This is a genomic window from Brevundimonas sp. DC300-4 (genome assembly GCF_049897365.1).
GTDB lineage: Bacteria > Pseudomonadota > Alphaproteobacteria > Caulobacterales > Caulobacteraceae > Brevundimonas.
The window spans coordinates 39,072-64,486 of record NZ_JAFCWC010000011.1; the positions used below are offsets into that span (position 1 = coordinate 39,072).

At 67.9% G+C, this 25,415-nt stretch carries 21 protein-coding genes; 10 read left to right on the top strand and 11 right to left on the bottom strand.

Features of this window, described 5'->3' with window-relative positions; genetic code table 11:
- The first annotated feature begins 152 nt into the window (after positions 1-152).
- Both ACP7AZ_RS14775 and ACP7AZ_RS14780 read left to right on the top strand, forming a co-directional pair.
- Positions 153-2,198 carry an NAD(+) synthase gene (locus ACP7AZ_RS14775; protein WP_426039398.1) on the top strand — a complete coding sequence of 682 codons (2,046 nt, stop codon included), beginning with the start codon at positions 153-155 and terminating at the stop codon, positions 2,196-2,198.
- A 9-nt stretch (positions 2,199-2,207) separates the two neighbouring features.
- Positions 2,208-2,432 (top strand): alkylphosphonate utilization protein, encoded by a 225-nt coding sequence (locus ACP7AZ_RS14780; protein WP_426039399.1) that lies wholly within the window; start codon positions 2,208-2,210, stop codon positions 2,430-2,432.
- A 151-nt stretch (positions 2,433-2,583) separates the two neighbouring features.
- On the opposite strand, the gene ACP7AZ_RS14785 is transcribed toward ACP7AZ_RS14780, so the two are convergent.
- Both ACP7AZ_RS14785 and ACP7AZ_RS14790 read right to left on the bottom strand, forming a co-directional pair.
- Entirely contained in the window at positions 2,584-3,465 is an 882-nt protein-coding gene (locus tag ACP7AZ_RS14785) for an alpha/beta fold hydrolase (RefSeq protein ID WP_426039400.1), read from the bottom strand.
- An 83-nt stretch (positions 3,466-3,548) separates the two neighbouring features.
- Positions 3,549-4,100: a D-glycero-alpha-D-manno-heptose-1,7-bisphosphate 7-phosphatase gene (locus tag ACP7AZ_RS14790; protein ID WP_426039401.1), complete on the bottom strand. Its 552-nt coding sequence runs from the start codon at positions 4,098-4,100 to the stop codon at positions 3,549-3,551.
- A 146-nt stretch (positions 4,101-4,246) separates the two neighbouring features.
- Here ACP7AZ_RS14790 and ACP7AZ_RS14795 point away from each other — a divergent pair, with 146 nt between their 5' ends.
- From ACP7AZ_RS14795 to ACP7AZ_RS14810, 4 genes are all read left to right on the top strand, one after another.
- A complete protein-coding gene (locus ACP7AZ_RS14795; RefSeq protein WP_426039402.1) occupies positions 4,247-5,407 on the top strand; it encodes a DegT/DnrJ/EryC1/StrS family aminotransferase in 1,161 nt (386 codons plus the stop codon).
- A 4-nt stretch (positions 5,408-5,411) separates the two neighbouring features.
- Positions 5,412-6,350: a Gfo/Idh/MocA family protein gene (locus tag ACP7AZ_RS14800; RefSeq protein ID WP_426039403.1), complete on the top strand. Its 939-nt coding sequence runs from the start codon at positions 5,412-5,414 to the stop codon at positions 6,348-6,350.
- Entirely contained in the window at positions 6,347-6,931 is a 585-nt protein-coding gene (locus ACP7AZ_RS14805; RefSeq protein ID WP_426039404.1) for a GNAT family N-acetyltransferase, read from the top strand. The genes ACP7AZ_RS14800 and ACP7AZ_RS14805 overlap by 4 nt, the downstream gene beginning before the upstream one ends.
- A gap of 99 nt (positions 6,932-7,030) precedes the next feature.
- Positions 7,031-8,425 carry an NAD-dependent succinate-semialdehyde dehydrogenase gene (locus ACP7AZ_RS14810; RefSeq protein ID WP_426039405.1) on the top strand — a complete coding sequence of 465 codons (1,395 nt, stop codon included), beginning with the start codon at positions 7,031-7,033 and terminating at the stop codon, positions 8,423-8,425.
- Here the strand turns inward: ACP7AZ_RS14810 and ACP7AZ_RS14815 are convergent.
- Positions 8,422-8,889 carry a MaoC family dehydratase gene (locus ACP7AZ_RS14815; RefSeq protein WP_426039406.1) on the bottom strand — a complete coding sequence of 156 codons (468 nt, stop codon included), beginning with the start codon at positions 8,887-8,889 and terminating at the stop codon, positions 8,422-8,424. The genes ACP7AZ_RS14810 and ACP7AZ_RS14815 overlap by 4 nt on opposite strands.
- The gene (locus ACP7AZ_RS14820) at positions 8,886-9,890 is read right to left on the bottom strand and encodes a threonine ammonia-lyase (protein ID WP_426039407.1); all 1,005 of its coding nucleotides are present in this window, start codon (positions 9,888-9,890) and stop codon (positions 8,886-8,888) included. The genes ACP7AZ_RS14815 and ACP7AZ_RS14820 overlap by 4 nt, the downstream gene beginning before the upstream one ends.
- Before the next feature lie 67 nt (positions 9,891-9,957).
- Between ACP7AZ_RS14820 and glpK the strand changes: the two genes are divergently transcribed.
- Together glpK and ACP7AZ_RS14830 are read left to right on the top strand one after the other, a co-directional pair.
- Positions 9,958-11,451 (top strand): glycerol kinase GlpK, encoded by a 1,494-nt coding sequence (glpK, locus tag ACP7AZ_RS14825; protein WP_426039408.1) that lies wholly within the window; start codon positions 9,958-9,960, stop codon positions 11,449-11,451.
- Positions 11,448-12,524, top strand: a complete 1,077-nt coding sequence (locus ACP7AZ_RS14830) for a phosphotransferase family protein (RefSeq protein ID WP_426039409.1) — start codon at positions 11,448-11,450, stop codon at positions 12,522-12,524. Before glpK ends, ACP7AZ_RS14830 begins: the two co-directional genes overlap by 4 nt.
- A gap of 162 nt (positions 12,525-12,686) precedes the next feature.
- Here the strand turns inward: ACP7AZ_RS14830 and ACP7AZ_RS14835 are convergent, their stop codons facing one another.
- From ACP7AZ_RS14835 to ACP7AZ_RS14860, 6 genes are all read right to left on the bottom strand, one after another.
- On the bottom strand, positions 12,687-13,379 hold the full coding sequence (locus tag ACP7AZ_RS14835; RefSeq protein WP_426039410.1) for a hypothetical protein: 693 nt from the start codon (positions 13,377-13,379) through the stop codon (positions 12,687-12,689).
- Between the two features lie 128 nt (positions 13,380-13,507).
- Positions 13,508-14,254 (bottom strand): DUF1223 domain-containing protein, encoded by a 747-nt coding sequence (locus ACP7AZ_RS14840; RefSeq protein ID WP_426039411.1) that lies wholly within the window; start codon positions 14,252-14,254, stop codon positions 13,508-13,510.
- A gap of 218 nt (positions 14,255-14,472) precedes the next feature.
- Positions 14,473-16,653 (bottom strand): prolyl oligopeptidase family serine peptidase, encoded by a 2,181-nt coding sequence (locus ACP7AZ_RS14845; RefSeq protein ID WP_426039412.1) that lies wholly within the window; start codon positions 16,651-16,653, stop codon positions 14,473-14,475.
- Between the two features lie 66 nt (positions 16,654-16,719).
- On the bottom strand, positions 16,720-18,897 hold the full coding sequence (locus ACP7AZ_RS14850) for a prolyl oligopeptidase family serine peptidase (protein WP_426039413.1): 2,178 nt from the start codon (positions 18,895-18,897) through the stop codon (positions 16,720-16,722).
- A gap of 103 nt (positions 18,898-19,000) precedes the next feature.
- Positions 19,001-19,801 carry a potassium channel family protein gene (locus ACP7AZ_RS14855; RefSeq protein WP_426039414.1) on the bottom strand — a complete coding sequence of 267 codons (801 nt, stop codon included), beginning with the start codon at positions 19,799-19,801 and terminating at the stop codon, positions 19,001-19,003.
- Between the two features lie 72 nt (positions 19,802-19,873).
- Positions 19,874-20,272, bottom strand: a complete 399-nt coding sequence (locus tag ACP7AZ_RS14860) for a host attachment family protein (protein WP_426039415.1) — start codon at positions 20,270-20,272, stop codon at positions 19,874-19,876.
- A 99-nt stretch (positions 20,273-20,371) separates the two neighbouring features.
- Here ACP7AZ_RS14860 and dapF point away from each other — a divergent pair, with 99 nt between their 5' ends.
- Both dapF and ACP7AZ_RS14870 read left to right on the top strand, forming a co-directional pair.
- Positions 20,372-21,235, top strand: coding sequence for a diaminopimelate epimerase (gene dapF, locus ACP7AZ_RS14865; RefSeq protein WP_426039416.1), 864 nt, complete (start codon positions 20,372-20,374; stop codon positions 21,233-21,235).
- 80 nt (positions 21,236-21,315) lie between these two features.
- The gene (locus tag ACP7AZ_RS14870) at positions 21,316-23,679 is read left to right on the top strand and encodes an NADP-dependent malic enzyme (protein ID WP_426039417.1); all 2,364 of its coding nucleotides are present in this window, start codon (positions 21,316-21,318) and stop codon (positions 23,677-23,679) included.
- Here the strand turns inward: ACP7AZ_RS14870 and ACP7AZ_RS14875 are convergent, their stop codons facing one another.
- Positions 23,680-25,371 carry an AmpG family muropeptide MFS transporter gene (locus ACP7AZ_RS14875; protein ID WP_426039418.1) on the bottom strand — a complete coding sequence of 564 codons (1,692 nt, stop codon included), beginning with the start codon at positions 25,369-25,371 and terminating at the stop codon, positions 23,680-23,682.
- Positions 25,372-25,415 lie beyond the last annotated feature (44 nt).

Here is a 25,415-nt window from a genome sequence, read left to right on the forward strand (position 1 = left end):
CGTGTCCACATACATCCGCTCATCCCCGCGAAGGAGGGGACCCAGTGCTTTGGGCGATCGATTTCGGATGCAGAGGTAAAATGGCAATCCCGGGCGCCGTACCTTACAAAAGCACTGGGTCCCCGCCTTCGCGGGGATGCACGGAATAGATGATGGCCAAGACCGACCCCTTCCATTCGCCTCGCACGCACGGCTTCGTCCGGGTCGCGGCGGCGACACCGGTGGTCCACATCGCCGACCCTAAAGCGAATGCGGAGGAGCATCTGGCCCTGATCCGGGAGGCCGGCGAGCAGGGCGTGGACCTGATCGTCTTCCCCGAACTGTCGCTGAGTGGTTACGCCATCGACGACCTGCACATGCAGGCGGCGCTGCTGGATGAGGTGAAGCGGCAGGTCGACGTCATCGCAGAGGCCGCCGATGAGGCCGGGCTGGTCGCCGTGGTCGGGGCGCCGATCCGCAACGGGGACGCCCTGTTCAACTGCGCGGTGGTGCTGGGCGGCGGGGCGGTGCTGGGGGTCGTGCCCAAGACCTATCTGCCGAACTACCGCGAATATTACGAGAAGCGCTGGTTCGCGCCGGCGGCGTCGCGGAGCGAGGATGCGGTCATCCTGGGCGGCGAGAGCGTGGATTTCGCGCCGGGCCTGATCTTTGAGGCGACCAATCGGCCGGGCTTCGTGTTCGCGGTCGAGATCTGCGAGGACTTCTGGGCGCCCTTGCCGCCGTCGACGCGGGCGGCGCTGGCGGGCGCACGGATCCTGCTGAACCTGTCGGCCTCCAACATCGTCATCGGCAAGGCCGACGAGCGGGCCGTGTTGTGCGCCAGCCAGTCGGCGCGGACGCTGTCGGCCTATGCCTTCGCCGCCTCGGGCTGGGGCGAAAGCACCACCGACCTGGCCTGGGACGGACAGGCGACGATCCACGAACTGGGCGCGAAATTGGCCGAAGGGCAGCGGTTCGCGATGACGGCTCACCTGACCGTGGCGGATGTCGACGTGGACCGGATCGGCATGGACCGGCTGAGGAACGGGACTTTCGCCGACTGTGCGCGGATCGAGGGCGAGGCGGCGACGGTGATTCCGTTCGAGGCGGCGGAGGAGCGGGAGACGGGCAGGCTGATCCGCTCCCTCGACCGCTTCCCCTTCGTGCCGGACGATCCCCGGCGGCTCGACCAGGACTGCTACGAGGCCTTCAACATCCAGGTGCAGGGGCTGATGCGGCGGATGACGGCGACCGGTGCCGAAAGGCTGTGCATCGGCGTGTCGGGCGGGCTCGATTCGACCCAGGCCCTGCTGGTCGCCTGCGGGGCCTTCGATCGGCTGAAACTGCCAAGGACCAGTATCCTCGCCTACACCCTGCCGGGATTCGCGACCTCGGACGGGACCAGGGGCAACGCCTGGGCCCTGATGACGGCGCTGGGGGTGACGGGCGAGGAAATCGACATCCGGCCCGCGGCGGAGCGGATGCTGGCCGACATCAAACATCCCTATGCGGACGGCCAGCCCGTCCACGACATCACCTTCGAGAATGTCCAGGCCGGCCTCAGGACCGACTATCTGTTCCGGCTGGCGAACCAGAACCGCGCCTTCGTCCTGGGCACCGGCGACCTGTCGGAACTGGCGCTCGGCTGGGCCACCTATGGCGTCGGCGACCATATGAGCCACTACAACGTCAACGGCGGGGTAGCGAAGACCCTGATCCGGCACCTGATCCGCTGGGTCGCGGGGCGGGACGACATGACCGGGGCGGCCGACGTGCTGAATGCCATTCTGGACACGGAGATTTCGCCGGAGCTGGTGCCGGCGGGGACGGACGGGAAGATCCAGTCGACGGAGGGGACGGTCGGTCCCTATGCGCTGAACGACTTCTTCCTGTTCCACATCACCCGCTTCGGCATGACGCCGTCGAAGGTCGCCTGGTTATGCCATCAGGCGTGGGGGGACGCGGCGCGCGGCCAGTGGCCGGCGCATCATCCGCATGGCGACCGGGTCGCCTATGATCTGGCCACGATCAAGTTCTGGCTGCGGAAATTCCTCGTGCGGTTCTTCCAGACCAGCCAGTTCAAACGATCGGCCCTGCCGAACGGGCCGAAGGTGGTGACGGGCGGGTCGCTGTCGCCGCGCGGCGACTGGCGGGCGCCGTCGGACGGGAATGCGCGGGTCTGGCTGGATGAGTTGGACGCGAACGTCCCGGACGCCTAGAGGACCGGGATGACCGAAGCCCCCACCAAAGACTCCAACGGCAACATCCTGTTGGACGGCGACAGCGTGACCCTGATCAAGGATCTGAAGGTCAAGGGATCGGGCGGGGTGACGCTGAAGCGCGGCGCCCTGGTCAAGAACATCCGCCTGACCGACGACACCGACGCGATCGAGGCCAATGTCGACAAGGTGCGCGGCCTGGTGCTGCGAACGGAGTTCGTGCGGAAGGCGTAGGGCGTCTCCTCCCCGTCCGAAGGATGGGGAGGTGGCTCGGAGCGAAGCGAAGAGACGGAGGGGTTCCCGCCGTTCAGAACCCCTCCGTCAGCTCGCCAAGGGCTCGCCGCCACCTCCCCATTCGCCAAGAGGCGAACAGGGAGGAGACGTTCTACGGAACGTCCCGCAGGAACTCGAAGATCGCGGCTTTCGACTCCGGTTCGTCCAGCATCGGGGCGTGGCCGATGTCGGGGATCTCGGCGTAGCGCATCTCGGGCGCGGCCTTCTGCATCTTCGCCGCGATATCGGCGCCCAGCAGGTCGGAGGTTCCGCCCCGGATCAGCAGGGTCGGGCGTTTGCGGGCCAGCTTGCGGAAATAGGGCCACAGGTTCGGGGCCAGGGCCTTGGCCCCGGCCGCGCGGATCGGGACGGCGATGTCGGGGTCGTAGTCGAGGACCGGCGAACCCTCGGTGCCGTCCCTGAAGACCCGCCGGGCGAAGGCGTCCCAGTCGGCGTCGGTGTAATGGGGCAGGGCGACTTCGTTGATCCGCTTCGCATAGGCGGCGGCCGCGGCCCAGGTCGGGGTGTCGACGGGCTGGCCGGAATAGGCGGCGATGCGGGCCAGGCCCTCCGGCGACACTTGAGGGCCGATGTCGTTGAGAATGGCAGCGGCGACGACGCGGCTCTTCAGCGCCGTGATCGCCATGGTGATCAGCCCGCCCATCGAGGTGCCGAGGAAGACGGCCCGCTCGATGCCGGCGGCCTCGAGCAGACCCAGCACGTCCTTGGCATAGACCGGCGGCTGGTAGGTCATCGGGTCGGTGGCGCGATCGGACTGGCCGCGCCCGCGCACATCCACCGCCAGAACGCGACGACCGCCACGCGCGATCAAGGCGGCTATGGCGTCAAAGTCGGCGGAGTTGCGCGTCAGGCCGTGGATGGCGATGACCGGCAATTTCGCCGGACCGTCCGCGCCCGGATAGTCGCGGGCGAACAGGCTGAGCCCGTCGGACGAGGTCCAGCGACGCTCGGAATACAGGGTCGATTCGGCCATTGCGGCGCACTCCCAAGCCAGGACGCCCCCCGCGTCGGCCGGAGCTTATTTCATCCCCCGGTGAACAGGCCAGCGAATTGCGATCACCCGCCGAGCAGGTCGCGGACGAAATGATCGAGATTGCCGCCCTCGAACAGGAAGCCGGGCAGGCCGGCGCGACGGGCGGCGTCCAGATCACTCTGACGGTCGCCGATCAGGAAAGAGCGGGCCGGGTCGATGTCATGGTCGGCAATGGCGCGCAGGATCATGCCGGGGTTGGGCTTGCGGTCCGGATGGTCGGGGTGGAGCCACCTGGGATCCTCCGCTTCATTGTGGAACGGGCAGGCATAGACGGCGCCGATGCGGGCGCCCTTGCCGGCCAGGCGACGGACCAGAAGGGCATTGAACCCCTCCATCTGTTCGAAGCTGAACAGGCCCCGCGCCACGCCGGACTGGTTGGTGACGATGACGACCAGATAGCCGAGGGCGTTCAGGCGACGGACAGCGTCGGCCGCGCCGGGGATCAGGACCAGATGCTCTTCGAGGTGCGGATAGCCGCTGTCGGTGATCAGGACACCGTCGCGGTCGAGGAAGACGGCGGGATGGGTCGTGGGGGCAGTGTTCAAGGCGGCGGGCTCCGGATTCGGACGGTGCATGGAATAGGCAGGACCGTTGCAAGGCGCAACGCGAAGTGACCCCCTTGTGTTTGGCGTTGCGGCGCCCGGCGGGTTAGACGGCCCCACCTTCGAAGGTCGACCCCTGATCCGGGTTCTGCGCCGCCCCGTTTCGAGAGAGGTTCCCCATGAGCATTGCCTTCATCGACCTGCAGGCCCAGCGCCGCCGTCTGGGCGGCAAGATCGAGGCCGCCATGATGGCCGCTGTCGAGAGCGGGGCCTATGTCATGGGCCCGCCGGTGCGCGAGTTCGAGACGGCCCTGGCCGCGTTCGGCGGCGCGAAACATGCGCTGGGCTGCGCCAACGGGACCGAGGCCCTGGCGCTGCCGCTGATGGCCTGGGGCCTTCGGCCGGGAGATGCTGTCTTTGTGCCCAGCTTCACCTTCTGCGCCACGGCCGAGGTCGTGCCGTGGCTGGGCGCGACGCCCGTCTTTATCGATATCGACCCCCGCACCTACAACATCGACCCCGGCCACCTGGAGGCGGCCATCGAGGCGACGATCGCCGAGGGCAGGCTGAGGCCCCGCGTGGTGATCGCCGTCGACCTGTTCGGCCAGCCCGCCGACTATCCGGCCATCAAGGCGATCTGCGACCGGCACGGGCTGAAGCTGATCGCGGATTCGGCCCAGGGATTCGGATGCACCATCGACGGCGACCACCCCCTGAAATGGGCCGACGTGACGACGACCAGCTTCTTCCCGGCCAAGCCGCTGGGTTGCTACGGCGACGGCGGCGCGGTTCTCACCGACGACGATGATCTGGCCCAGGAGATCGACAGCTACCGCGTGCACGGCAAGGCGGTGGCCAAGGATCTGGTCGGCCGGACCTTTGAGCACGACACCAAATATCTGAACATGCGGGTCGGGATGAACTCGCGTCTGGATACAGTGCAGGCCGCCGTCCTGATCGAGAAGCTGAAGGTCTTCCCCCAGGAGATCGAATGGCGCACGCGGATCGCCGCCCGCTACAACGAACTGCTGGCGCCGCACGTCGCGGCCGTGCCTTATCTGCCCGCGGGCAACGTCTCGAACTGGGCCCAGTACACGATCGAACATCCGGACCGTGACGGTCTGGCGGCCCACCTGCGCGACCAGGGCGTGCCGTCGGCGGTCTACTATCCGATCCCGCTGCATCTGCAGCCAGCCTATGACATGCACCCGCGCGGCCCTCAGGGATTGCCGGTGACCGAGGCCAGGATGAAGGTGGTCATCAGCCTGCCGATGCACGCTGATCTGGACGAGGCGACCCAGGACCGGATCGTCGACGCCGTCGCCAGCTACAAGGGCTAAGCACATGAACCCGACCCATCTGCACGCGCCGATCCGCACCGGCGTCGCCGGCGCTGGCGTCATGGGGCGCAACCACGCCCGCGTCCTGTCCGAGATGCGCGAGATCGACCTGGCCCTGGTCTTCGATCCCGACGCCGTGGTCGCCGAGGGCGTCGCCTCGGCCTATGGGGCGCAGGCTGTGACCACAGCCGCAGCGTTCGTCGCGGGCGGGCTGGAAGCCGCCGTCATCGCCACGCCGAACCGCCATCACGCCGACCTCGGCGTCGCCCTGCTCGAATCGGGCGTCCATGTGCTGGTCGAAAAACCGATCGCCGCGACCGTGGCAGACGCCCAGCGGATGATCGACGCCGCCAAGGCCAACGACCGGGTTCTGATGGTCGGTCAGGTCGAGCGGTTCAACCCGGCGGTGGAGGCGGTCAAGCGCGCCATCGAGGGCGAGGACGTCATCTCCATCCAGATCACCCGCGTCGGCCCCTTCCCGCCGCGCATGGGCGAGGTGGGCGTGGTCATCGATCTGGCCGTGCACGACATCGACATCATCCGTCACCTGACGGGCTCCGAGATTGTCGAGGTCCAGCCGCAGCTCGCCCGCACCCGCGCCGACCGCGAGGATACGGCCCTGCTTCAGTTCCGGCTGGAGAACGGGGTGATCGCCCACATCACCACCAATTGGGTCACCCCCTACAAGACCCGCACCCTGCAGGTCGCGACGCAGACCAAGTTCGTCGTGGCCGACCTGATGACGCGACAGGTCACCGAATATTTCGGCCAGCAGCCGGACGGCTCCTATTCCACGCGCGGCGTGATGAGCTGGCCGAACGAGCCGCTGAAGAAGGAGCTGGAAGCCTTCGCCCACGCGATCCGCACCGGCGAGACGCCTGCGGTGACGGGCGAAGACGGCCTGCGGAACCTCGAGGTCGCCCTGAGGTGCCTGGGGGAATGATCCTCCGGTCGGAGGCTCTGGAGAACGACTTCGTCCGGCTGGAGCCGTTCGAGGATCGGCACAGGGAGACGCTGCGTCTGGCCTGCGACGCCGATCCGGAGCTGTGGCCGACCTTCTATTACACCTCCCTCGGCGGCGACCGGTTCGACGGCGGCTGGCAGGCCATGCGGGACCAGCAGGCGGCCCGGACGCGGATTCCGTTCGCGGTGGTCCGCGAGGGCGAGGTCGTCGGCCTGTCGACCTTCATCAACATCCTGCGGGCCGATCGCTCGGTGGAGATCGGCACGACCTACTATCGGCCCGAGGCGCGCGGCGGGGTGGTGAACCCGGCGGCCAAGCGGCTGTTGCTGGAGCACGCCTTCGCCTGCGGGGTGCAGCGGGTGGCGTTTCAGGTCGACCAGATCAATCTGCGCAGTCAGGCGGCGATGGCGAAACTCGGCGCGGTTCGCGAGGGCGTCATGCGCAACGACAAGATCACCTGGACCGGGCGGGTGCGGAGCTCGGTGATCTTCTCCATCCTGGCAGAGGAATGGCCGGCGGTGCGGGCGACGCTGGACCAGCGGCTGGCGGCGTTCGGCTGAAGGCCTTGCCGGTTTCGTGAGCCACGCTGTCGCGGATGATCTGAACCCTGTTGGCCGGGCGACGTTGGGATTGTCTCCGCGACACAGAAAACCCTCCCCATGGCCTACAGAACCCTGAACCCCTTCACCGAAGAGCGGGGCAAGGACTATCCCGAGCACACCGATGCCCAGGTCGAGGCGGCGCTGGCCACGGCCGACGCCCTGTTCCGTTCGGACTGGTCGCAAGGCGACATCGCGCCTCGGCTGAAGGTCCTGTCGCGAATGTCGGCGCTGCTGACGGAGCGGTCCGACGTCCTGGCCCAGGCCATGGCGACCGAGATGGGCGAGCTGGTCGGACAGGGAGCCGGCGAGATTGAACTGTGCGCCGGGATCGCGGCCTATTACGCTGCAAACGCCGCGGAATTCCTGAAACCCGAATGGGTCGAGAGCGACCTCGGCGAGGCCTGGGTCCAGCACCACCCGATCGGGGTGCTGCTGGCCGTCGAGCCGTGGAACTTCCCGGTCTATCAGCTGATCCGCGTCATAGCCCCGGCCATCGCGGTCGGTAATCCGGTGATGTTCAAGCACGCCGGCATCGTGCCCCACTGCGCCGAACTGTTCGAACAGCTGGTCCGGGACGCGGGCGCGCCGGAGGGGGCGGTCACCAACCTCTATGTCTCCTCAGACACGGTGGCCGAGCTGATCGGCGACGATCGGATCCAGGGCGTCGCCCTGACCGGATCCGAGGAGGCCGGCAGCAAGGTGGCGTCCAGAGCCTCCGAGAAGCTGAAGAAGTCGACGCTGGAACTGGGCGGGGCCGACGTCTTCGTGGTGCTGGACGACGCCGACATCCAGGCTGCGGCCGAGGTCGGGACCCAGGCGCGACTGGCCAACGCAGGCCAGGTCTGCACCGCCGCCAAGCGGTTCATCCTGCACGAAAAGATCGCCGACGCCTTCCTGGCGGCCTTCAAGGCGAACATGGCCGCGGCCGTGCTGGGCGATCCGCTGGACGCCACGACGACCCTGGGCCCGCTGTCGTCCGGGGACGCGCTGGAGGGGCTGACGAAACAGGTGGACGCGGCGGTCGCAGCCGGGGCCACGGTGGTCATCGGCGGCAAGCGGCCCGAGCGGACGGGCTTCTTCTTCGAGCCCACCATCCTGACCGACATCGACCGCGACAACCCCGCCTATTTCCAGGAGTTCTTCGGCCCGGTCGCCATGGTCCATGTGGCCAAGGACGACGATGACATCGTGCGCCTCGCCAACGATTCCCGCTATGGCCTCGGCGGCTCGATCTTCGCGGGCGACACCGACCGGGCGCGCGCCCTGGCGACCCGGATCGAGACCGGGATGGTGTTCATCAACACCGCCACGACCAGCATGCCCGAACTGCCGTTCGGCGGCGTCAAACGCTCAGGCTACGGCCGCGAACTGGGCGACGTCGGCATCAAGGAGTTCGTGAACCGGAAACTGGTCGTCGTGTCGTCGGGCAAGACGGCGCAGACGGTGGGCTAGCCGCCGACCATCTGCATTCCCAACCATTCGGCGATCAGGGCGGGCTTGTCGGCGCCTTCGATCTCGACGGTCAGTTCGTGCTTCAGCAGCCAGCGGGTGACGCCCCCATTGGCGCCCTTGTCCTCGGCCGAGAGCAGCTTGAAGCGTCCGCGGATTCTGGAGCCGGCAGGGACGGGGGCGAGGAAGCGGAGTTTGTCGAAGCCGTAGTTGACGCCCATCACCACGCCGTCCAGCGGCTTGACCGCATCATAGGACATGGCCGAGGCGAGGCTGAGGGTCAGGAAGCCGTGGGCGATCGTGCCGCCGAAAGGGGTCTGTTTGGCGGCGACCGGGTCGATGTGGATGAACTGGCGATCCTCGGTGATCTCGGCGAAGGCGTCGATGCGGGCCTGGTCGACGAGGATCCATTTCGAGACGCCGATCTCCGTGCCGATCAGCGACTGGAGGTCAGAGGGTTTGGTCATGCGGCGGCTCCTTGAGCGGCCGGAACGAACCGGCCTTCGATGATATCGGCAAACAGGCCGGGGTCGATATTGCCCCCGGAGAGAATGACGGCGGTGGTCCGTCCCTTCGTCTCGATCTTGCCGGCGAGGACGGCGGCGAGGGCCGCGGCGCCGCCGGGTTCGACCACCAGCTTGAGGGCGCGGAAGGCGTAGGCGACGGCCTCGGCCGCCTCCATGTCGCTGATCGTCAGGACGCCGGAGAGGACTCGCTGGTTGATCGGGAAGGTCAGGACGCCGGGGAAGGGGGTCTGGAGCGAATCGCAGATCGAGGGCGGGCCCTGCGGGTGGCCCGTCCGTTCACCGGCGGCCAGCGAGCGGGCGGTGTCGTCATAGGCCTCGGGCTCTACGGCCCAGGTCTTCGTCTGCGGACTGCGGGCCTCCATGACCAAATTGATGCCGGCCATCAGTCCGCCGCCGGAGCAGCAGCACAGCAGCTGGTCGATCGGGCCCTCGGCCTGGTCCAGCAGTTCCAGCGCCGTCGTGCCCTGGCCTTCGATCACATAGGGGTCGTCAAACGGGGGGACGAGGACGGAGCCGCGCTCCCTGGCGACCTGGGCGCCGATCTCCTCGCGGCTCTCGGTCCATCGATCATAGAGGCGGACCTCGCCGCCGAAGGACTTCACCCCGGCGATCTTTATGGCGGGGCTGTCGGCCGGCATGACGATGACCGCTCTGGTTCCCATGAGCCTCGCCGCCGCCGCCACGCCCTGTGCATGGTTGCCGGAGGAGAAAGCGACGACGCCTGCGGCCAGTTCGGCGGCGCTGAAGCGGCTGATCCGGTTGTAGGCGCCCCGGAACTTGAAGGCGCCGGCGACCTGCATCGTCTCGGCCTTGAGCAGGACGCGGCCGCCCATCCGTTCGTTGAGGGCGGCGCTCTCGATCAGGGGGGTGCGGACCGCCTCCGGGGCGATCTGGCGGGCGGCGTCGAGGACGCCTTCGTAGGAAGCGGTGCGGTCGGACATGCGAGGCACTTAACCCGATCCGGTTCGTCCGGGTAAGGTGGCGAAAACGAGGGAAACGCTTAGAACCATGACCATCTGCATCCTCGCCATCGATCAGGGCACGACCTCGACCCGGGCCATCGCCTTCGAGTTGCGGGAGGACAAGGGGCTTCATCCGGTCGCCGTCAGCCAGATCGAGCTGGAACAGCATTTCCCCCGCTCGGGCTGGGTCGAGCACGACGCCGCCGAGATCTGGGCCGCGACGCTGCAGACCTGCCGCGAGGTCATCAAGAAGGCCGGTGGTGTCGGCCGGTTCGCGGCCATCGGCATCACCAACCAGAGGGAGACCGCGGTGCTGTGGGACGCCGCAACCGGCGAGCCGCTGCACAGGGCCATCGTCTGGCAGGACCGAAGGACGGCGGACGTCTCGGCGCGCATGGCGGCCGAGGGGCATGAGGCCATGGTCCAGGCGGCGACCGGCCTGATCCTCGATCCCTATTTCTCGGCGACCAAGTTCGCCTGGCTGCTGGACGCCGTGCCGGGGGCGCGGGAGCGGGCCGCAAAGCGCGAGGTCAAGCTGGGGACGATCGACAGTTGGCTGGTCTGGAAGCTGACGAACGGCGCGCGCCACGTCACCGATGCGACCAACGCCAGCCGCACCTCCTTGATGGACCTCAGGACGCGCGAGTGGCGCGACGACCTGTGCGAACTGTTCCAGGTTCCGAAAGTCGCCCTGCCCCGGATCGTCGGCTGCGCCGAGGTCTTGGGCGAGACCGATCCCGGCCTGTTCGGGCGCGCCCTGCCGATCGCCGGCTCTGCGGGGGACCAGCAGGCGGCCCTGGTCGGGCATGGGGCGCTGAAGCCCGGCGATGCAAAGATCACCTACGGCACCGGCGCCTTCCTGGTCGCCAATGTCGGCGCCGAGCCGGTGGCCTCGTCGAGCCGGCTGCTGGGCACGCTCGGCTACCAGGTCGGGGAGACGGTCGCCTGGGCGCTGGAGGGGTCGATCTTCTCGGCCGGGTCGGCGATCCAGTGGCTCAGGGACGGGGTCGGGATGATCTCCGACAGCCGCCAGTCCGAGGCGGTGGCCCAGGGACTTGAGGACAATGGCGGGGTCTATCTGGTTCCCGGATTCACCGGCCTGGGGGCGCCGTGGTGGGAGCCGGATGCGCGCGGCGCGGTGATCGGCCTGACGCGGGATACGAAGCCGGCGCATTTCGTGCGGGCGGCGCTGGAGGCCCTGGCCTATCAGACGCGCGACCTGCTGGACGCACTGGCGAAGGACGGCGCACCGAGATTCAGCGTGCTGAAGGTCGACGGCGGGGTTACGGCCAACGCCTTCGCCATGCAGTTCGTGGCCGACATCTGCGAGGTCACAGTCGAGCGCCCGGCGTTTCAGGAGATGACGGCGCTGGGCGCTGCAAGACTGGCGGCGCTCGGCGTCGGGCTGATCGACGATCTGGAGCCCCGCAACGAGGAGGCGCCGGCCGTGTGGAAACCGCGGATGTCGGCGGAACGGCGTGAAGCGCTGCTGGGGGGCTGGCATCGCGCGGTCAAGGCCGCCATTGTCGCCACGCAATGACCGACAGTTCCACAGATCCCCAGGCCGCCTTTTCCGGAACACGGGAGGTCGACCCTCGCTACCGACTTGACGAGGCCGCGCTGGACACCTGGATGGCCGCCAACGTCCAGGGCTATTCCGGGCCCCTGACGATCCGCCAGTTCAAGGGCGGCCAGTCCAACCCGACCTATGAGCTAAGCACGCAGGGCGCGGCCTATGTGCTGCGTCGCAAGCCACCCGGCGTGCTGCTGCCCTCGGCCCATGCCGTGGATCGGGAGTTCGCGGTGACCTCGGCTCTGTACAAGCAGGGCTATCCGGTCGCGCGGCCCTATGCTCTGTGCACGGATGATGTCGTGATCGGATCGATGTTCTACGTCATGGACAAGGTCGAGGGCCGGGTGCTGTGGGACCTGAAGCTGCCGGGGATGGAGCCGGCCGAACGTCGCGCCATCTTCGAGGCCCAGACCGACGCGCTCGCCGACTTGCACAAATTCGATCCCGCCGCGATCGGGCTCGCCGACTACGGCAAGCCGGGCAACTATTTCGCGCGTCAGGTCGGGCGCTGGACCAAACAGTACCGCGCCTCCGAGATCGATCCGATCCCGGAGATGGACCGGCTGATCGACTGGCTCCCACAGGGTCTGCCGGCCGAGGGACCGGCGCGGATCGTCCACGGCGACTTCCGCCTCGACAATCTGATGATGGCATCGGACGCCGCCGAAGTGCGGGCGGTGCTGGACTGGGAACTGTCGACGCTCGGCGACCCGATGGCAGACTTCTCATATCTGCTGATCGGCTGGGTCTTGCCACCGACGGTGCGTAACGGCCTGGCGGGGCTGGACCTGCCGGCGCTGGGCATTCCTACGGTCGAGGAGACGATCGAACGCTATGTGGCGCGCAGCGGGCTGCGGCCGCCGGAGAACCTCGACTGGCTGATGGCCTACAACCTGTTCCGGCTGGCGGCGATCTGTCAGGGCATCGCCGGGCGGGTGCGCGACGGGACGGCGGCCTCGGCCCATGCCATCGAGACGGCGAAACAGGTGGTCCCGCTGGCCAGGGCGGCGTGGGGCTTCGCTGTGAAGGCGGGGGCTTAAATCAGGTCTCCTCCCTGTTCGCCGCTTGGCGAACGCGGAGGTGGCCCGGAGCGGGGAGACGGAGGGGGTCTTTCCGCGTGCACGAAGAACCCCTTCGTCTGCTCGCAAGGGCTGGCATCCGCATCCCCATGCGCAAGGGCGCACGGGGAGGAGGCCGGTTGATCAGTTCGTCAAGATCTGCACCCGCGACCAGACCTCGCCGCGGTTGACGATCTCGATGCGGATCGGGCCGGCCTGCGGGCGGGCGACGGTGCAGACCGGGTAGTGGTCGAGTGAACCGTCGGAGCAGACAACGGCGCCGTTCTGGTCCCGCAGCGCGAGGTCGATATTGGTGTCGCCGTCGCCGATGGCGGCCACCCGGAGCACTTCGTTGCGACGCGCCTCGATGGTGAAACTATAGGTCTCGCGCGCGCGCAGGCGGCGCACCACAACGATCGGACCGGCGCCGAAAGGCGAGGCGCGCACACCCTTGTCCGGCGACCGTTCGCGCGAAATCTGGTCCAGCAGGAAGCGGTCGCCCCCGGCGAAGGTCTCGGCCTCGTTCAACAGGGCGGCATGGGTCAGGAAGGGTTCGTCGCCGTTCTCGCGTCGGGTCGGGATGTCGCCCAGCATACGAGCCGCAACGATCATGGCCGGGGCGTCGCGCCGTTCACGCGCCCAGTCGGCCACTTCGGCGGCAGTGACCATCCGGGTGATGGCGCGGGCCTCGAGATCGGGGTTGGGAGTTGGCGCCGGACGGCTTTGCGACCCGGCCGGCGCCGCCGTCAGGGCCATGGCCGCGACGGCTGCGACGATGGCGAGCGCGGCGGCGATAGGGGTGCGTCCCCCGACGACCCGACTCGCGCGCTCAATCATCTTCGCTCCCCCAGAGCACCGCCATCGGATGGCGACGGATCGTCAATAGCGACGAACGTTTCACGGCGGACAGTGACCGAAACTGATAGGGGCGCCAAGGGTTTGGCTGTCGCGGAAAACGGAAGGCGTCAACGCGCGGCGGCGCTGAGAATCCGGCGATCGGCGCGCGACTGAACCATCACGACAACCTTGTCCTGGGGATCGACGGCCTCGGGCAGGTCGAGCAGGATCGGACGACCGGTCCAGTCGCCGAGCCGGGTCAGGCTCTGGACGACATTGATGTGGCGGACGTCGCGGCCCCGGTTGTCGCCCCCGGCCACAGTCACGGTCTGCAGTCCGGGACGATAGACGACAGCCCAGACGTCGGCGCCGCCGGAGGGCGCGCGGCCCGAGCCGACCCCGACCGCGTCGCCGCTCTCGCGGAACTGGACCTGCGGCGGGAAGTTGCGCCGGGCGGCTTCTTCGTTGACGGCGATCTGGATCGCCTCCCCTTGCGCGCCCGAGACCTGTCGACGCCCGTCGATCACGATCTGGGGCGTATAGACGTTCCTCAAACGCATGGCGGCCTGATAGGCGCGCTGGCGCTGGGCGAACTCGGGCTTGGCGAAGGTGTCCGGCCAGCCGAGGTAGTCCCAGTAGTCGACGGCATAGGTCAGGGCGATGACGCCCGGCTCCTCGGCCAGACCCTCGACCACCTGGTTGGCGGCGGGACAGCCGGAACAGCCCTGGGCGGTGAACAACTCAATCACCACCGGCTCGGCGGTCGTCTCCGACAGGCGAACGGGACGCGCGCCCGCCGGCTGGGCGGTCGAACCAACCGCGCCGAGCAGACCCAGGGCGGCGACGCCCGCGACGATGATGCCCCTTGCCTTCATGGGCTGGAGTCCTAGCGGGAGCGGCGCGCGCGCGCGCCTCATAATCGCGTGAAGGGAGTGGCTCCTCCCTGTGCGCGCTTGCGCATGGAGAGGTGGATGCGAGCTCTTCGCGAGCAGACGGAGGGGTTCTTGGTGCGCGCGGAAAGAACCCCTCCGTCTCTTCGCTTCGCTACGAGCCACGTCCCCGCGCCTTTGGCGCAGGGAGGAGACAGCGTGTGTCAGTCCATCAACTGCTGGCTGAGATAGACATAGTGGCGCGCCCACCGCCGCGCGTTGGCGACCGGGTCGGCGTCGTTGGAGTGACCGCCCGAGGTCTCCTCGTAATAGAGGTGGTCGTGGCCCTGGTCGCCCAGGCGGGCGGCGAATTTACGGGCATGCCCGGGGTGAACGCGGTCGTCGCGGGTGTTGGTGGTAATGTAGAGGCGCGGATACTCCGCCTCTGGACGCAGTTGCTGGTAGGCCGAATACTGGCTGATGAAGGCGGCGTCGCCGGGGATGCGCGGGTCGCCGTATTCGCCGATCCACGACGCGCCGGCCGGCAGGTCCTGATAGCGCAGCATGTCGATCAGGGGGCTCTCGATCACGGCGGCGTTGTAGAGTTCTGGATGCTGGGTGATCGAGACCGAGGTCAGGACCCCGCCGTTCGAACGGCCGTAGATGCCGAGGCGGCGCGGTGAGGTCGCCCCGCGCGTCTCCAGATCGCGAGCCACGGCGGCGAAATCGTCGAAGGCGCGCTGGCGGTTCTCGCGCAGGGCCGCCTGATGCCAGGCCGGACCGAACTCGCCGCCGCCGCGGATATTGGCCACCACATAGGCGCCGCCGTTCTCGAGCCACAGCTTGCCCAGCTCCGGCTTGTAGGCGGGCGGGAAGGAGACCTGGAAGCCGCCGTAGCCGAACATGATGGTCGGGGTGGAGCCGTCCATCGGGGCGTTTGTCGCCCGGACGAGGAAGTAGGGGATTTTCGTTCCGTCCGTAGATGTCGCCTCGAACTGCTCGACCACGTGGGTGGAGGCGTCGAACATGGCCGGGCCGGACTTGAGCGTCGTCAGTTCGTCGGCATTCGCCGCCAGCAGGCTGAGGGTGGGCGGCGTCAGGAAGCCCTGGGTCGAGACGAACATCCGGCCCGAACCGCGCGACACGTCGCCGATGCCGACCGCGCTGTTGGCGGGCGCGGCGATCGGGCTCGAGCTCCAGGCCGCGCGGCCGCCCTGACCGAAGGCGAACCGGCGCAGCGTGCCCACGACGTTGTCGGAGACGCCGACCACCAGACCGTCCTCCAGGACGGCGACATCCTGCACCGACTGGCGGGCGGTCGGCTTGAAGATGGTCTCGGTATCGCCGTCGGGCGACGGCTGCGGCATGGTCGGTTGGGCCAGGTCGTCGAGCGACAGGGACAGCAACGTTCCCTCGGGGACGGGGAAGCCGCCGCGATCCCATGCCTCGTCCAGCCCGACGATCAGTCGGCCGTTCTGGACTCCGTGGATGGCGACGCGTTCCGGCAAATTCAGGCGGATGGCGACGCCGCCGTTCAGCCGCCAGGTCTCTGCGCGATAGGTGTCGAGCGGGCGGGAGATGATGGTGGCCAGAACCTCGCCCGCGCCATTTCGATAGACGCCGGGGCTGACGCCATAGCCGCCGTCGGAGATGTCGCCGCGATAAATCTCGATTCCCTCGGCCAGGGTCTGGCCGCGCTTCAGGCGCTTGACGATGAAGGGATAGCCGCTCTCGGTCAGGGTGGGCTGGCCGTTCTGGGGGCCAAAATCGGTGGCGACCAGAAGCGTGTCGATATCGAACCATTCGAGCCGGTGCTTGCCCTCCGGCAGGATGAAGCCGTCCTCGACGAAGGCCTTGGTCGTGGTGTCGAACTCACGCACGACCACGGCGTCCTTGCCACCCTCCGAGAGAGAAACGAGGCAACGGGTCTCGTCCGGAGCCAGGCAGCGCGCGCCCTTCCACACCCAGTCCTTGCCCTCGGCGCGGGACAGGGCGTCGACGTCGATCAGGGTCTCCCATTCGGGTGTTTCGGTGCCGTAGCTGTCCAGCGTCGTGCGCCGCCATAGACCCTTGGGATTGGTCGCATCCTGCCAGAAATTGCCGATGCCGTCGCCGAGGAAGCTCGGCCCCGGAATCCGGGCGGTCGACGACAGGATGTCAAAGGCCTCGGCGCGGAAGGTCTCGTAGCGCCGGTCACCGGTCAGGGCGGCCAGTGACCGCTCGTTCTCGGCCCGGACGAAGGCCATGGCCTCGGTCCCCTCGACCTCCTCCAGCGCCAGATGATCGTCGGCGGCGCGCACGCCGGCCGGCGACAGGTCGGCGGGGAAGTGGGGCGGTGGCGTCTGGGCTAGGGCGGGGGCCGAGATGGCGATGGCGGCGACGCCGAATAGGAGAGAACGCAACATGGGAACGACCTTGATTCGCGAAAGCACGGGGTCCCCGCTTTCGCGGGGATGAGCGGATGCCGAAACCTAGTCCTGCGCCGGCGCGTCCATCAGGCGGCGCGACAGGTAGGTGTATTCCAGCGCGATGCGGCGGGCCGTTTCGCGCAGGTTGGCGCCCGCCGCGTGACCGCCGTCGGTGTTCTCGTAGAATAGGACCGGATAGCCCAGCTCCTCCAGACGCGCCGCCGCCTTGCGGGCGTGGCCCGGGTGGACGCGGTCGTCCTTGGTCGAGGTGTGGATGAAGACCTCCGGGTAGGGCTGGCCCGCGCGCAGGTTCTGGTAGGGCGAGTATTCGCCGATCCAGGCGCGTTGTTCCGGGATGTCGGGGTCGCCGTATTCCGCCCGCCACGAGGCGCCAGCGAGCAGGCGGTGGAAGCGGAACATGTCGAACAGGGGCACCTGGATGACCGCCGCGTTGATCAGGTCCGGGCGCTGGGTCAGCATAGCCCCCATGAACAGCCCGCCCTGCGATCCGCCCATGATGCCGAGGCGCGGCTGTGAGGTGATGTTGCGGGCCTCGAGGTCCATGGCCACGGCCTGGAAGTCCTCGTGGGCGCGCTGGCGGTTCTGCTGCAGGGCCGCCTCGTGCCAGTTGGGGCCGAACTCGCCGCCGCCACGGACATTGGCGACGACATAGACGCCGCCCCGCTCCAGCCACAGCTTGCCGACTGTGGGCGAATAGCCGGGCAGTTGCGACACCTGGAAGCCGCCGTAGCCGTACAGCAGCGTCGGGTTGGAGCCGTCGAGCGCCATGTCTGTCTTATGCACCACGAAATAGGGGATCATCGTGCCGTCGGCCGAGCGGGCCTCGAACTGTTCCACAGTCATGCCCGAGGCGTCGAACTTGGCCGGGATCGACTTGACCTGGGCCATCTCGCCGGTCGCCGCGTCAACCAGCGACAGGGTCGAGGGGCTCAGGTAGCCGGCGACGCTGACGAAGATGCGGTCGTCCTGTTCCGAGGCCGAGCCCAGACCGACGGTCGAGTTGGCGGGCAGGTCGAGACGGGAGCGCGACCATTGGCCGGACGGGTTAGGCGTGTAGACATAGGCGGCGCCGCGCACATTTTCGTACAGGGCCACGACCAGCTTGTTGCGGGTGGCGGTGACGGATTCGACCGACTCGCGCGCGCCAGGGCGGATGAGCAGCTGGGCCGGCGCGGCCTGATCGGCCAGCCAGGCGTCGAGGTTCCAGGCGACGACATCACCGGTCTTGAAGGCCTGCCCGGACGGCGCGGTCCAGTCTTCCTTGATTGTCACGACCAACTGGCCCTGGACCAAGGCGTCGATGTCGGACTTGGCGGGCAGTTGCAGCCGGGTCGTGGTCCCGTCCGCGTTCAGCAGATGGGTCTCGCTCTCGTAGAAGTTCACGCCGCGATTGATGATCACCGCCTGGATCACGCCGTCGGCGTTTCGCAAGGCGCCGCCGCCGACCGAAACATCCGAGGGCTGGCCGGTGAAGAGGGTTTCCGCCTGATCGATGGTCTGGCCGCGCTTCAGCCGTTTGACGATCATCGGATAGCCAGAGGAGGTCATGGTGCCGGGGCCGAAGTCGCGGGCGATCAGCAGGGTATCGGCGTCGACCCAGGTCACGCCGCCCTTGGATTCCGGCAGTTCGAAGCCGCCGTCGACGAAGGTGCGGCTCTCGGAGTCGAACTCGCGGACGACGACGGCGTCCTTGCCGCCGTCGGACAGGGAGATCAGGCACAGCCGCTCTTGAGGCGGCAGGCAGGACGAGCCCTTGTAGACCCAGTTCTTGCCCTCGGCCGCCGACAGGGCGTCGAGGTCTAGGATCGTCTCCCACTGCGGTGCATCGGTGCGATAGCTGGCGATCGTCGTGCGCCGCCAGATGCCGCGCACATGCGTCGCGTCCTGCCAGAAATTGTCGATTTGGCCGTCATGGGTGAAGCCCGGTGACGGAATGCGGTCGCGGGCCTGGACCAGGGCCAGGGCCTGTTCGTGCAGGCCTTCGTAGCGCGGATCGCCCTGGAGCACGCCAAGCGAGCGGGTGTTGTGCTCCTCGACCCATGCCATGGCGCGGGCGCCGTCGACCTCTTCCAGCCAGAGATAAGGATCGGTTGCATCGGTGGTGGCGAAGCCCCCCTCGACCAGCGGCGGGTTGGGCGGGGTGTGGGTCTGGGCCAGGGCGGAAGTTCCAAGAATGGAGGAGGCGAGGAGGGCGGCCGTGAGGCTCAGCGAACGACGCATGCAGGGGCGCTCCGAAATAAGGATGGCGCACCTTAGTCGCGAGGGGGCGGGCGGCAAGGCGGAGAACCTTACCGTTTTGTCACGTGGGACCGACCCTGGCGAATCAGACGGCGCCCTCGTCGGGTATGCAAAGAAGGTTGCCGCAGGCCTTGCAGTGGACGGCGTCGGGGTCATGGACCTGAAGGCCGCACTTCTCGCACGGATAGCGGACCTTGTGCGGCCGGAGCAGGGTTTGGCCCAGTCGCACAAACAGGGTGACGCCGACCAGCATGATGACGATCGACACGAGCCGCCCCCAGATGCCCGGCAGCAGGATATCGCCGTAGCCCGTGGTCGTCAGGCTGGTGACCGTGAAATACAGGGCGTCGACCCAGCCGCTGATGCCTTCATAGCGGCCCATGAAGCCGGTGTAGACGAAGCCCGTAGCGACGAAGACGAAGGTGACCAGGGCGACGACAGCCTTGGTGGTGTCCTCGACCCGGGTGTCATCGTATTTGCGGCCGACGGTGCGCCAGAAGAAGTCGGAGCTGACCAGGGTCCACAGCCGGATAACCCGCAGGAAACCAAGGTTGAACAGCCACGCCGGAAACAGCAGGGTCGCCAGGATAAACAGATCCACCCAGACGATGGGTCGCTTCAGCCAGTCCCTGATGTTGGAATAGGCCAGCGCCCGCGCGGCGAGGTCGCACGCGAGGATGGCCGCCACCAGGTAGTCCACGACGTAGAAGGCCAGGCCGACATGCCTGAGCAACGGCGCGGCGATGAAGAAGGCGACGATGATCAGGTCGATCGCAAGCACGGCCAGTCTGAATCTAACCGCCGTCCTGGAGGCTCCGTGGTAGAGGGCGCGGAGGCGTGCCCGGATGCGGAGGCCGCGATGCGGGAGCCGGTCGGTGGCTGTCATGGGCATCCCTCTAGCCACGCTGTCGTCCGAACGCCACGGTCCAGCCTGCAGGCCGGACCGTGGCGCAGACGATCAGGCCTTCTCGATCGCAGCGGCGATCTGGTCGGTGGAGTGTCCGGTCAGATCCTTGGCGATCTCGCCGACGAGGCGCGAAGACAGTTCCTTGTGCCAATGCTTGCGCAACTCGCCCAGGGTCTTGGGCGCCGCGATCACCAGAATCTTGTCGAACTTGCCGCCCAGGGCCCATTTGTTGAGCACCTCGGCCACGCCCATGGCGAAACCGTCCTCGGCCTGGGTGTCGTTGTCCGGATTGGCCTCGCTGGAGCCGCGACCGGCCGAGCCCGAGGCCCGCTCCTCGATTTCCGGATTCGACAGGGCGGTCAGGGCGACGTCGTTGTGGCCAGTGTTCTTGAACAGGACCAGCTTCTCGCCGTCCACCACTGCCACCATCGCGCCATTGGGAAGATTCATTGGTAAGGCCTCGTCGTCCGTTTCAGAGAAGAGACTAACGAGTCGCGGCCGGGGGCGTTGCGTGACTGCGACCTTGGGGCCTTCGTCCGACGTGTCTATATGGCGTCCATGAGCGGCGCGCCCTCCAGACCCTTCGTCAAGATGAACGGCGCCGGCAACGACTTCGTCGTCGTCAATGCGCTGGACCGGCCCTTCACGCCGGGCCCCGACGCCGTGCGCGCGCTCGGCGATCGCAAGACCGGCGAGGGCTTCGACCAGCTGATCGCCATCGAGCCTTCGGACACGGCCGACGCCTTCATGCGGGTGTGGAACGCCGACGGCGGCACGGTCGAGACCTGCGGCAACGCCCTGCGCTGCGTCGGCTGGATGCTGATGCAGGCCAACGGCTCGGACGAGGTCACCATCGACACCCTGGGCGGAAAGACCGTGGCGAGGCGTGCAGGCAAGGGCCCGGATGGAGACCGGATCACCGTCGACATGGGTCCGCCCCGACTTCACTGGCGCGACATTCCCCTGGCCGAGGAAATGGACACCCGCGGCATCGAGCTTCAGGTCGGGCCCATTGACGATCCGGTTGTGCACACGCCCGGCGCCGTCTCCATGGGCAACCCGCATGTCGTCTTCTTCACCGATCGGCTCGACGATGACTTCGTTGTGGCCGCGGGCTCCCTGATCGAGCACCACCCCCTGTTCCCGGAGGGGGTCAATGTCGGGTTCGCCAGCGTCCTGGCCCCCGACCGCATCCGCCTGAGGGTGTTCGAGCGCGGCGCCGGCCTGACCAGGGCCTGCGGCACAGGCGCCTGCGCGGCCCTGGTCGCCTGCGCGCGGCGCGGGCTGACGGTGAGGAAGGCCACGGTCGTCGTCGACGGCGGCGAACTGGTCATCGACTGGGATGAGGCCACCGACCATGTCTTCATGACCGGCCCGGTGGAGGTCGAGCGCACGGGCGCCCTGGACCTCTGATCCTCGCCGCCCGGGCGTCGGCGGTTGTCCCGGGGGAAGGGCGCCGCTAGACCGGACGGGCCCAACCGTCAGAGACCCAAATGCCCGACCAGACCGACAAGCAGACCTTCTCCGACGAAGAAGCGCTCGATTTCCATCGTCTGCCGCACCCTGGCAAGATCTCCATGGCACCGACCAAGCCCATGGCGACCCAGCGCGACCTGTCCCTGGCCTATTCGCCCGGCGTCGCCGTGCCGGTGCGCGCCATCGCCGAGGATCCGGACAAGGCCTACGACTACACCTCAAAGGGCAATCTGGTCGCCGTCATCTCGAACGGCACGGCCATCCTGGGCATGGGAAACCTCGGCCACCTGGCGTCCAAGCCGGTGATGGAGGGCAAGGCTGTCCTGTTCAAACGCTTCGCCGACGTCGACAGCTTCGACATCGAGGTGAAGGCCACCGATCCCGACGAGTTCATCACCGTCGTCAAGAACATCGGCGACAGCTGGGGCGGCATCAACCTGGAGGACATCAAGTCCCCGGAATGCTTCGTCATCGAGAGCGAGCTGCAGGACCTGCTGGACATTCCCGTCTTCCATGACGACCAGCACGGCACAGCCATCATCTCCACCGCCGGCCTGATCAACGCCTGCCACGTCACCGGGCGCAAGTTCGAGGACGTGAAGATGGTCCTGGTCGGTGCGGGCGCAGCCGGACTGTCGTCGCTGAGCCTGATGAAGTCGCTGGGCGTCAAGCCCGAGAACGCCACCGTCGTCGACCTGCACGGCGTCATCTATCGCGGCCGTACCGAGGGCATGGACCAGTGGAAGTCGGTGCACGCCATCGACACCGACAAACGCACCCTGGCCGAAGCCATGCGGGGAGCCGACGTCGTCCTGGGCCTGTCGGCCAAGGGCGCGATCACGCCCGAGATGGTCGCCTCCATGGCCCCGCGCCCGATCATCTTCGCCATGGCCAACCCGGATCCGGAGATCACTCCTGAAGAAGTGCTGGCCGTGCGCAAGGACGCCATCATCGCCACCGGCCGCTCGGACTATGTGAACCAGGTCAACAACGTCCTGGCCTTCCCCTATCTGTTCCGCGGCGCCCTGGACGTCCGGGCCCGACGCATCAATCACGAGATGAAGATCGCCTGCGCCCACGCCCTGGCCCAACTGGCGCGCGAGGACGTGCCGGACGAGGTGGCCGTGGCCTATCGCGGTCGCAAGCTGAAGTTCGGCCCCGACTACATCATCCCGACGCCGTTCGATCCGCGCCTGATCTGGTACATCCCGCCCTTCGTCGCTCAGGCGGCGATGGACACCGGCGTCTCGCGCGTCAGCATCGACGACATGGACGACTATCGCGCCCGGCTGCGCGGACGGGTCGATCCGTCCGCCGCCCTGATGCAAAAGATCTCGTCCGCCGTGCGCGCCGCGCCGAACAAGCGCGTGGTATTCGCCGAGGGCGAGGAATCGACCGTCATCCGCGCCGCCTGGGCCTTCAAACAGGCCGAGCTTGGTACTCCGATCCTGATCGGGCGCGAGGATCTGGTCCGCAGGAACGCCGCCGAGGCGGGCCTCGACTTCGACGCCATGGGTATCGAGATCGTCAACGCCCGGGTTTCGGAGCGCAACGTCGAGTACACCGACTTCCTGTACGAAAAGCTGCAACGACGCGGTTACCTGCGCCGCGACGTGCAGCGCATGATTAACCAGGACCGCAACTATTTCGCAGCCGCCATGCTGGCGCGCGGCCAGGCGGACGCTATGGTCACGGGCACGACCCGCAACTTCAACATGGTGCTGAAGGAGGTCCGGCGCGTGCTGGACGTCGAGGGCGACAGCCTGATAGGCCTGTCGATCGTCCTGGCCAAGGGCCGCACCATCTTCGTCGCCGACACCTCCATCCACGAACTGCCCTCGGCCGAGGAACTGGCCGATATCGCCATCCAGGCCGCCGCGACGGTGAAAAAACTGGGTCGCATGCCGCGCGTGGCCTTCCTGAGCTATTCCACCTTCGGCAACCCGCCCGGAGAGCGCGGCGAGAAGGTGCGAGAGGCCATCCGCATCCTCGACAACAAGGGCGTCGATTTCGAGTACGAGGGTGAGATGCCGCCGGAACTGGCGCTCGATCCGGACCTGCGGACCAACTATCCGTTCATGCGGTTGAGCCGCGAGGCCAATGTGCTGGTCATGCCGGCCCTGCATTCGGCCGCCATCTCGACCCAGCTCATCCAGGCCCTGGGCGGGGCGACAGTGATCGGTCCGCTGCTGGTGGGTCTGGAGAAGTCGGTGCAGATCGTCTCGCTCGGCGCCCAGGTCTCGGAGATCATCACCGCCGCCACCTTCGCCGCCTACGAGCAGGGCGTCAGCGTCGAGTTCGAGCCCGAGGACGAGGACGCCACGCCGCACCCGAGCGCCGCGGCCGAACGGTCGATGACGGCGGTGCCGCCGACGGTCTGATCAGACCGTCGAGGCTCCGGTCCGGGCCAGCTTGCGGGCCTCGAACCCCAGCCGGACCCATTCGATCAGGACGAAGACGATGGCGATCACCCCCATCCAGGCGGCGATGACGAACATCGGCGCATAGCCCTGGGCATCGATGAGCTCACCGAGCGCGCCGCGCCCGAGCGTGCCGATGAGCAGGGCCAGAGAGATGAAGACGGCGAACTGGACCGCGCCGAAGGTCTTGTTCGACAGGGCCGACAGATAGGCAACGAAGGCTGCGCCCGCGAAGCCGCCGGCGATGTTCTCGCCCGCGATGGCCAGCATCAGACGTGACAGGGGCTCGCCCACGCCGATCGATCCGAACACGGAATAGAGGCCGGTCGCCGACATGAAGGGCCCGATGCTTGGGGCGCCGAGCGCCAGGTCCATCATCAGGAGGTTGGTGGCCGCCGACAGGATGGCGCCGAGCAGCAGGCTCCACATCCGGCCGATGACCAGCAACGCCCAGCCGCCGAGCCCAATGCCGACGATGGTCATGATGACGCCGAAGGTCTTGGACGCCAGGGCGACCTCGGCGGCCGTGTGACCCAGCGCCCCGCCCGTGTCCCCCATGTAGAAGGGGAAGGCGAACGGACCCCAGACGCCGTCGGTGATGCGGTAGGTCAGGATCAGTCCCAGTACAATCACCGCGCCCCAGCCCAGACGGCCCATCAGCTCGACCAGCGGGGCCAGGATGGCATCATAGAGAGTGTCGGCCAGCTTCGGCGCCGCCGTGGCCTCGGCGGCGGTCGCGGCGCGGCCCTTCCACACGATCACGCCCGCGAGAGCAGCCGGCAGAACAACGGTGGCCCCCACGATCCAGGGGCCCCACGAGCTGGTGAAGGTCCCGGCGCTCGGCGCTGGCGAGGTGGTCAGGGCGATGACCATGAACCGGACCAGCATGAAGGCGGCCCAGCCCCAGGCGGCCAGGGTGGCGACCAGCACGATCAGCCGCAGACGCGGCGACCCGCGCCGCTCGCGCGCGACCGCCGTCCGGGACGACGGGACGGGCTCGGGCGCGATCAGGGTGCCGATGATGCCAAGCCCCATCAGCAGGGCGGCGGTGATAAAGACGCCGGGCCAGCCGATGACCACGGACATCAGCAAGGACCCTGCACCGCCGACGAGGGCGGCCGTGCGATAGCCGAGTTGATAGACGGTCGAGAGCAGGTCGATGGGCGTCTTCTCGTCTGCCACCTCGATCCGCCAGGCGTCGATGACGATATCCTGGGTGGCGAAGGCGAAGGCGCCGAGCGCGGCGCCCAGGGCCAGCGGGCCCAGCACGCCTGCGCTCGGATGCGACAGGGCGACGAGGCCCAGGGCGATGGCGATGATCACCTGAAGCACCAGGAGCCAGCTACGGCGGCGGCCGAGCCGCTTGCCGAGGCCGGGCGGCGTCCAGCTGACGGCCGGGGACCACAGGAAGCGGAAGGCGCCGAACAGGCCGATCCAGGAGAGGATGCCGATTGTGGCGACCGGGATCTTCTCCTCGGTCAGCCAGGCGTTCAGCGTGCCGATCAGCATGGCGAACGGCAGGCCGGCGGAGAAGCCCAGCAGCAGCATGGCCAGGGTGCGCCGCTCGCGGAAGGCGACCTTCAGAACGGCCAGGCCCTTGGGCTTCAGGTCGATCTCTGTCGGCGCAGTGGGGGGCGCGGCGGGAGCGGTCATGGAACGGAGCCTCTGTCTCGAAGGGTCTCCGATCTGATCGCCGG

What these genes read in the sequence shown, in the direction of transcription:
- dapF (WP_426039416.1), top strand. Translation starts at nt 20,372, where the DNA reads ATGGCGTCCATGAGCGGCGCGCCCTCCAGACCCTTCGTCAAGATGAAC.
- ACP7AZ_RS14830 (WP_426039409.1), top strand. Translation starts at nt 11,448, where the DNA reads ATGACCGACAGTTCCACAGATCCCCAGGCCGCCTTTTCCGGAACACGG.
- ACP7AZ_RS14870 (WP_426039417.1), top strand. Translation starts at nt 21,316, where the DNA reads ATGCCCGACCAGACCGACAAGCAGACCTTCTCCGACGAAGAAGCGCTC.
- ACP7AZ_RS14785 (WP_426039400.1), bottom strand. Translation starts at nt 3,465, where the DNA reads ATGGCCGAATCGACCCTGTATTCCGAGCGTCGCTGGACCTCGTCCGAC.
- ACP7AZ_RS14815 (WP_426039406.1), bottom strand. Translation starts at nt 8,889, where the DNA reads ATGACCAAACCCTCTGACCTCCAGTCGCTGATCGGCACGGAGATCGGC.
- ACP7AZ_RS14790 (WP_426039401.1), bottom strand. Translation starts at nt 4,100, where the DNA reads ATGCACCGTCCGAATCCGGAGCCCGCCGCCTTGAACACTGCCCCCACG.
- ACP7AZ_RS14795 (WP_426039402.1), top strand. Translation starts at nt 4,247, where the DNA reads ATGAGCATTGCCTTCATCGACCTGCAGGCCCAGCGCCGCCGTCTGGGC.
- ACP7AZ_RS14800 (WP_426039403.1), top strand. Translation starts at nt 5,412, where the DNA reads ATGAACCCGACCCATCTGCACGCGCCGATCCGCACCGGCGTCGCCGGC.
- ACP7AZ_RS14835 (WP_426039410.1), bottom strand. Translation starts at nt 13,379, where the DNA reads ATGATTGAGCGCGCGAGTCGGGTCGTCGGGGGACGCACCCCTATCGCC.
- ACP7AZ_RS14875 (WP_426039418.1), bottom strand. Translation starts at nt 25,371, where the DNA reads ATGACCGCTCCCGCCGCGCCCCCCACTGCGCCGACAGAGATCGACCTG.
- ACP7AZ_RS14775 (WP_426039398.1), top strand. Translation starts at nt 153, where the DNA reads ATGGCCAAGACCGACCCCTTCCATTCGCCTCGCACGCACGGCTTCGTC.
- glpK (WP_426039408.1), top strand. Translation starts at nt 9,958, where the DNA reads ATGACCATCTGCATCCTCGCCATCGATCAGGGCACGACCTCGACCCGG.
- ACP7AZ_RS14860 (WP_426039415.1), bottom strand. Translation starts at nt 20,272, where the DNA reads ATGAATCTTCCCAATGGCGCGATGGTGGCAGTGGTGGACGGCGAGAAG.
- ACP7AZ_RS14850 (WP_426039413.1), bottom strand. Translation starts at nt 18,897, where the DNA reads ATGCGTCGTTCGCTGAGCCTCACGGCCGCCCTCCTCGCCTCCTCCATT.
- ACP7AZ_RS14805 (WP_426039404.1), top strand. Translation starts at nt 6,347, where the DNA reads ATGATCCTCCGGTCGGAGGCTCTGGAGAACGACTTCGTCCGGCTGGAG.
- ACP7AZ_RS14845 (WP_426039412.1), bottom strand. Translation starts at nt 16,653, where the DNA reads ATGTTGCGTTCTCTCCTATTCGGCGTCGCCGCCATCGCCATCTCGGCC.
- ACP7AZ_RS14820 (WP_426039407.1), bottom strand. Translation starts at nt 9,890, where the DNA reads ATGTCCGACCGCACCGCTTCCTACGAAGGCGTCCTCGACGCCGCCCGC.
- ACP7AZ_RS14780 (WP_426039399.1), top strand. Translation starts at nt 2,208, where the DNA reads ATGACCGAAGCCCCCACCAAAGACTCCAACGGCAACATCCTGTTGGAC.
- ACP7AZ_RS14855 (WP_426039414.1), bottom strand. Translation starts at nt 19,801, where the DNA reads ATGACAGCCACCGACCGGCTCCCGCATCGCGGCCTCCGCATCCGGGCA.
- ACP7AZ_RS14810 (WP_426039405.1), top strand. Translation starts at nt 7,031, where the DNA reads ATGGCCTACAGAACCCTGAACCCCTTCACCGAAGAGCGGGGCAAGGAC.
- ACP7AZ_RS14840 (WP_426039411.1), bottom strand. Translation starts at nt 14,254, where the DNA reads ATGAAGGCAAGGGGCATCATCGTCGCGGGCGTCGCCGCCCTGGGTCTG.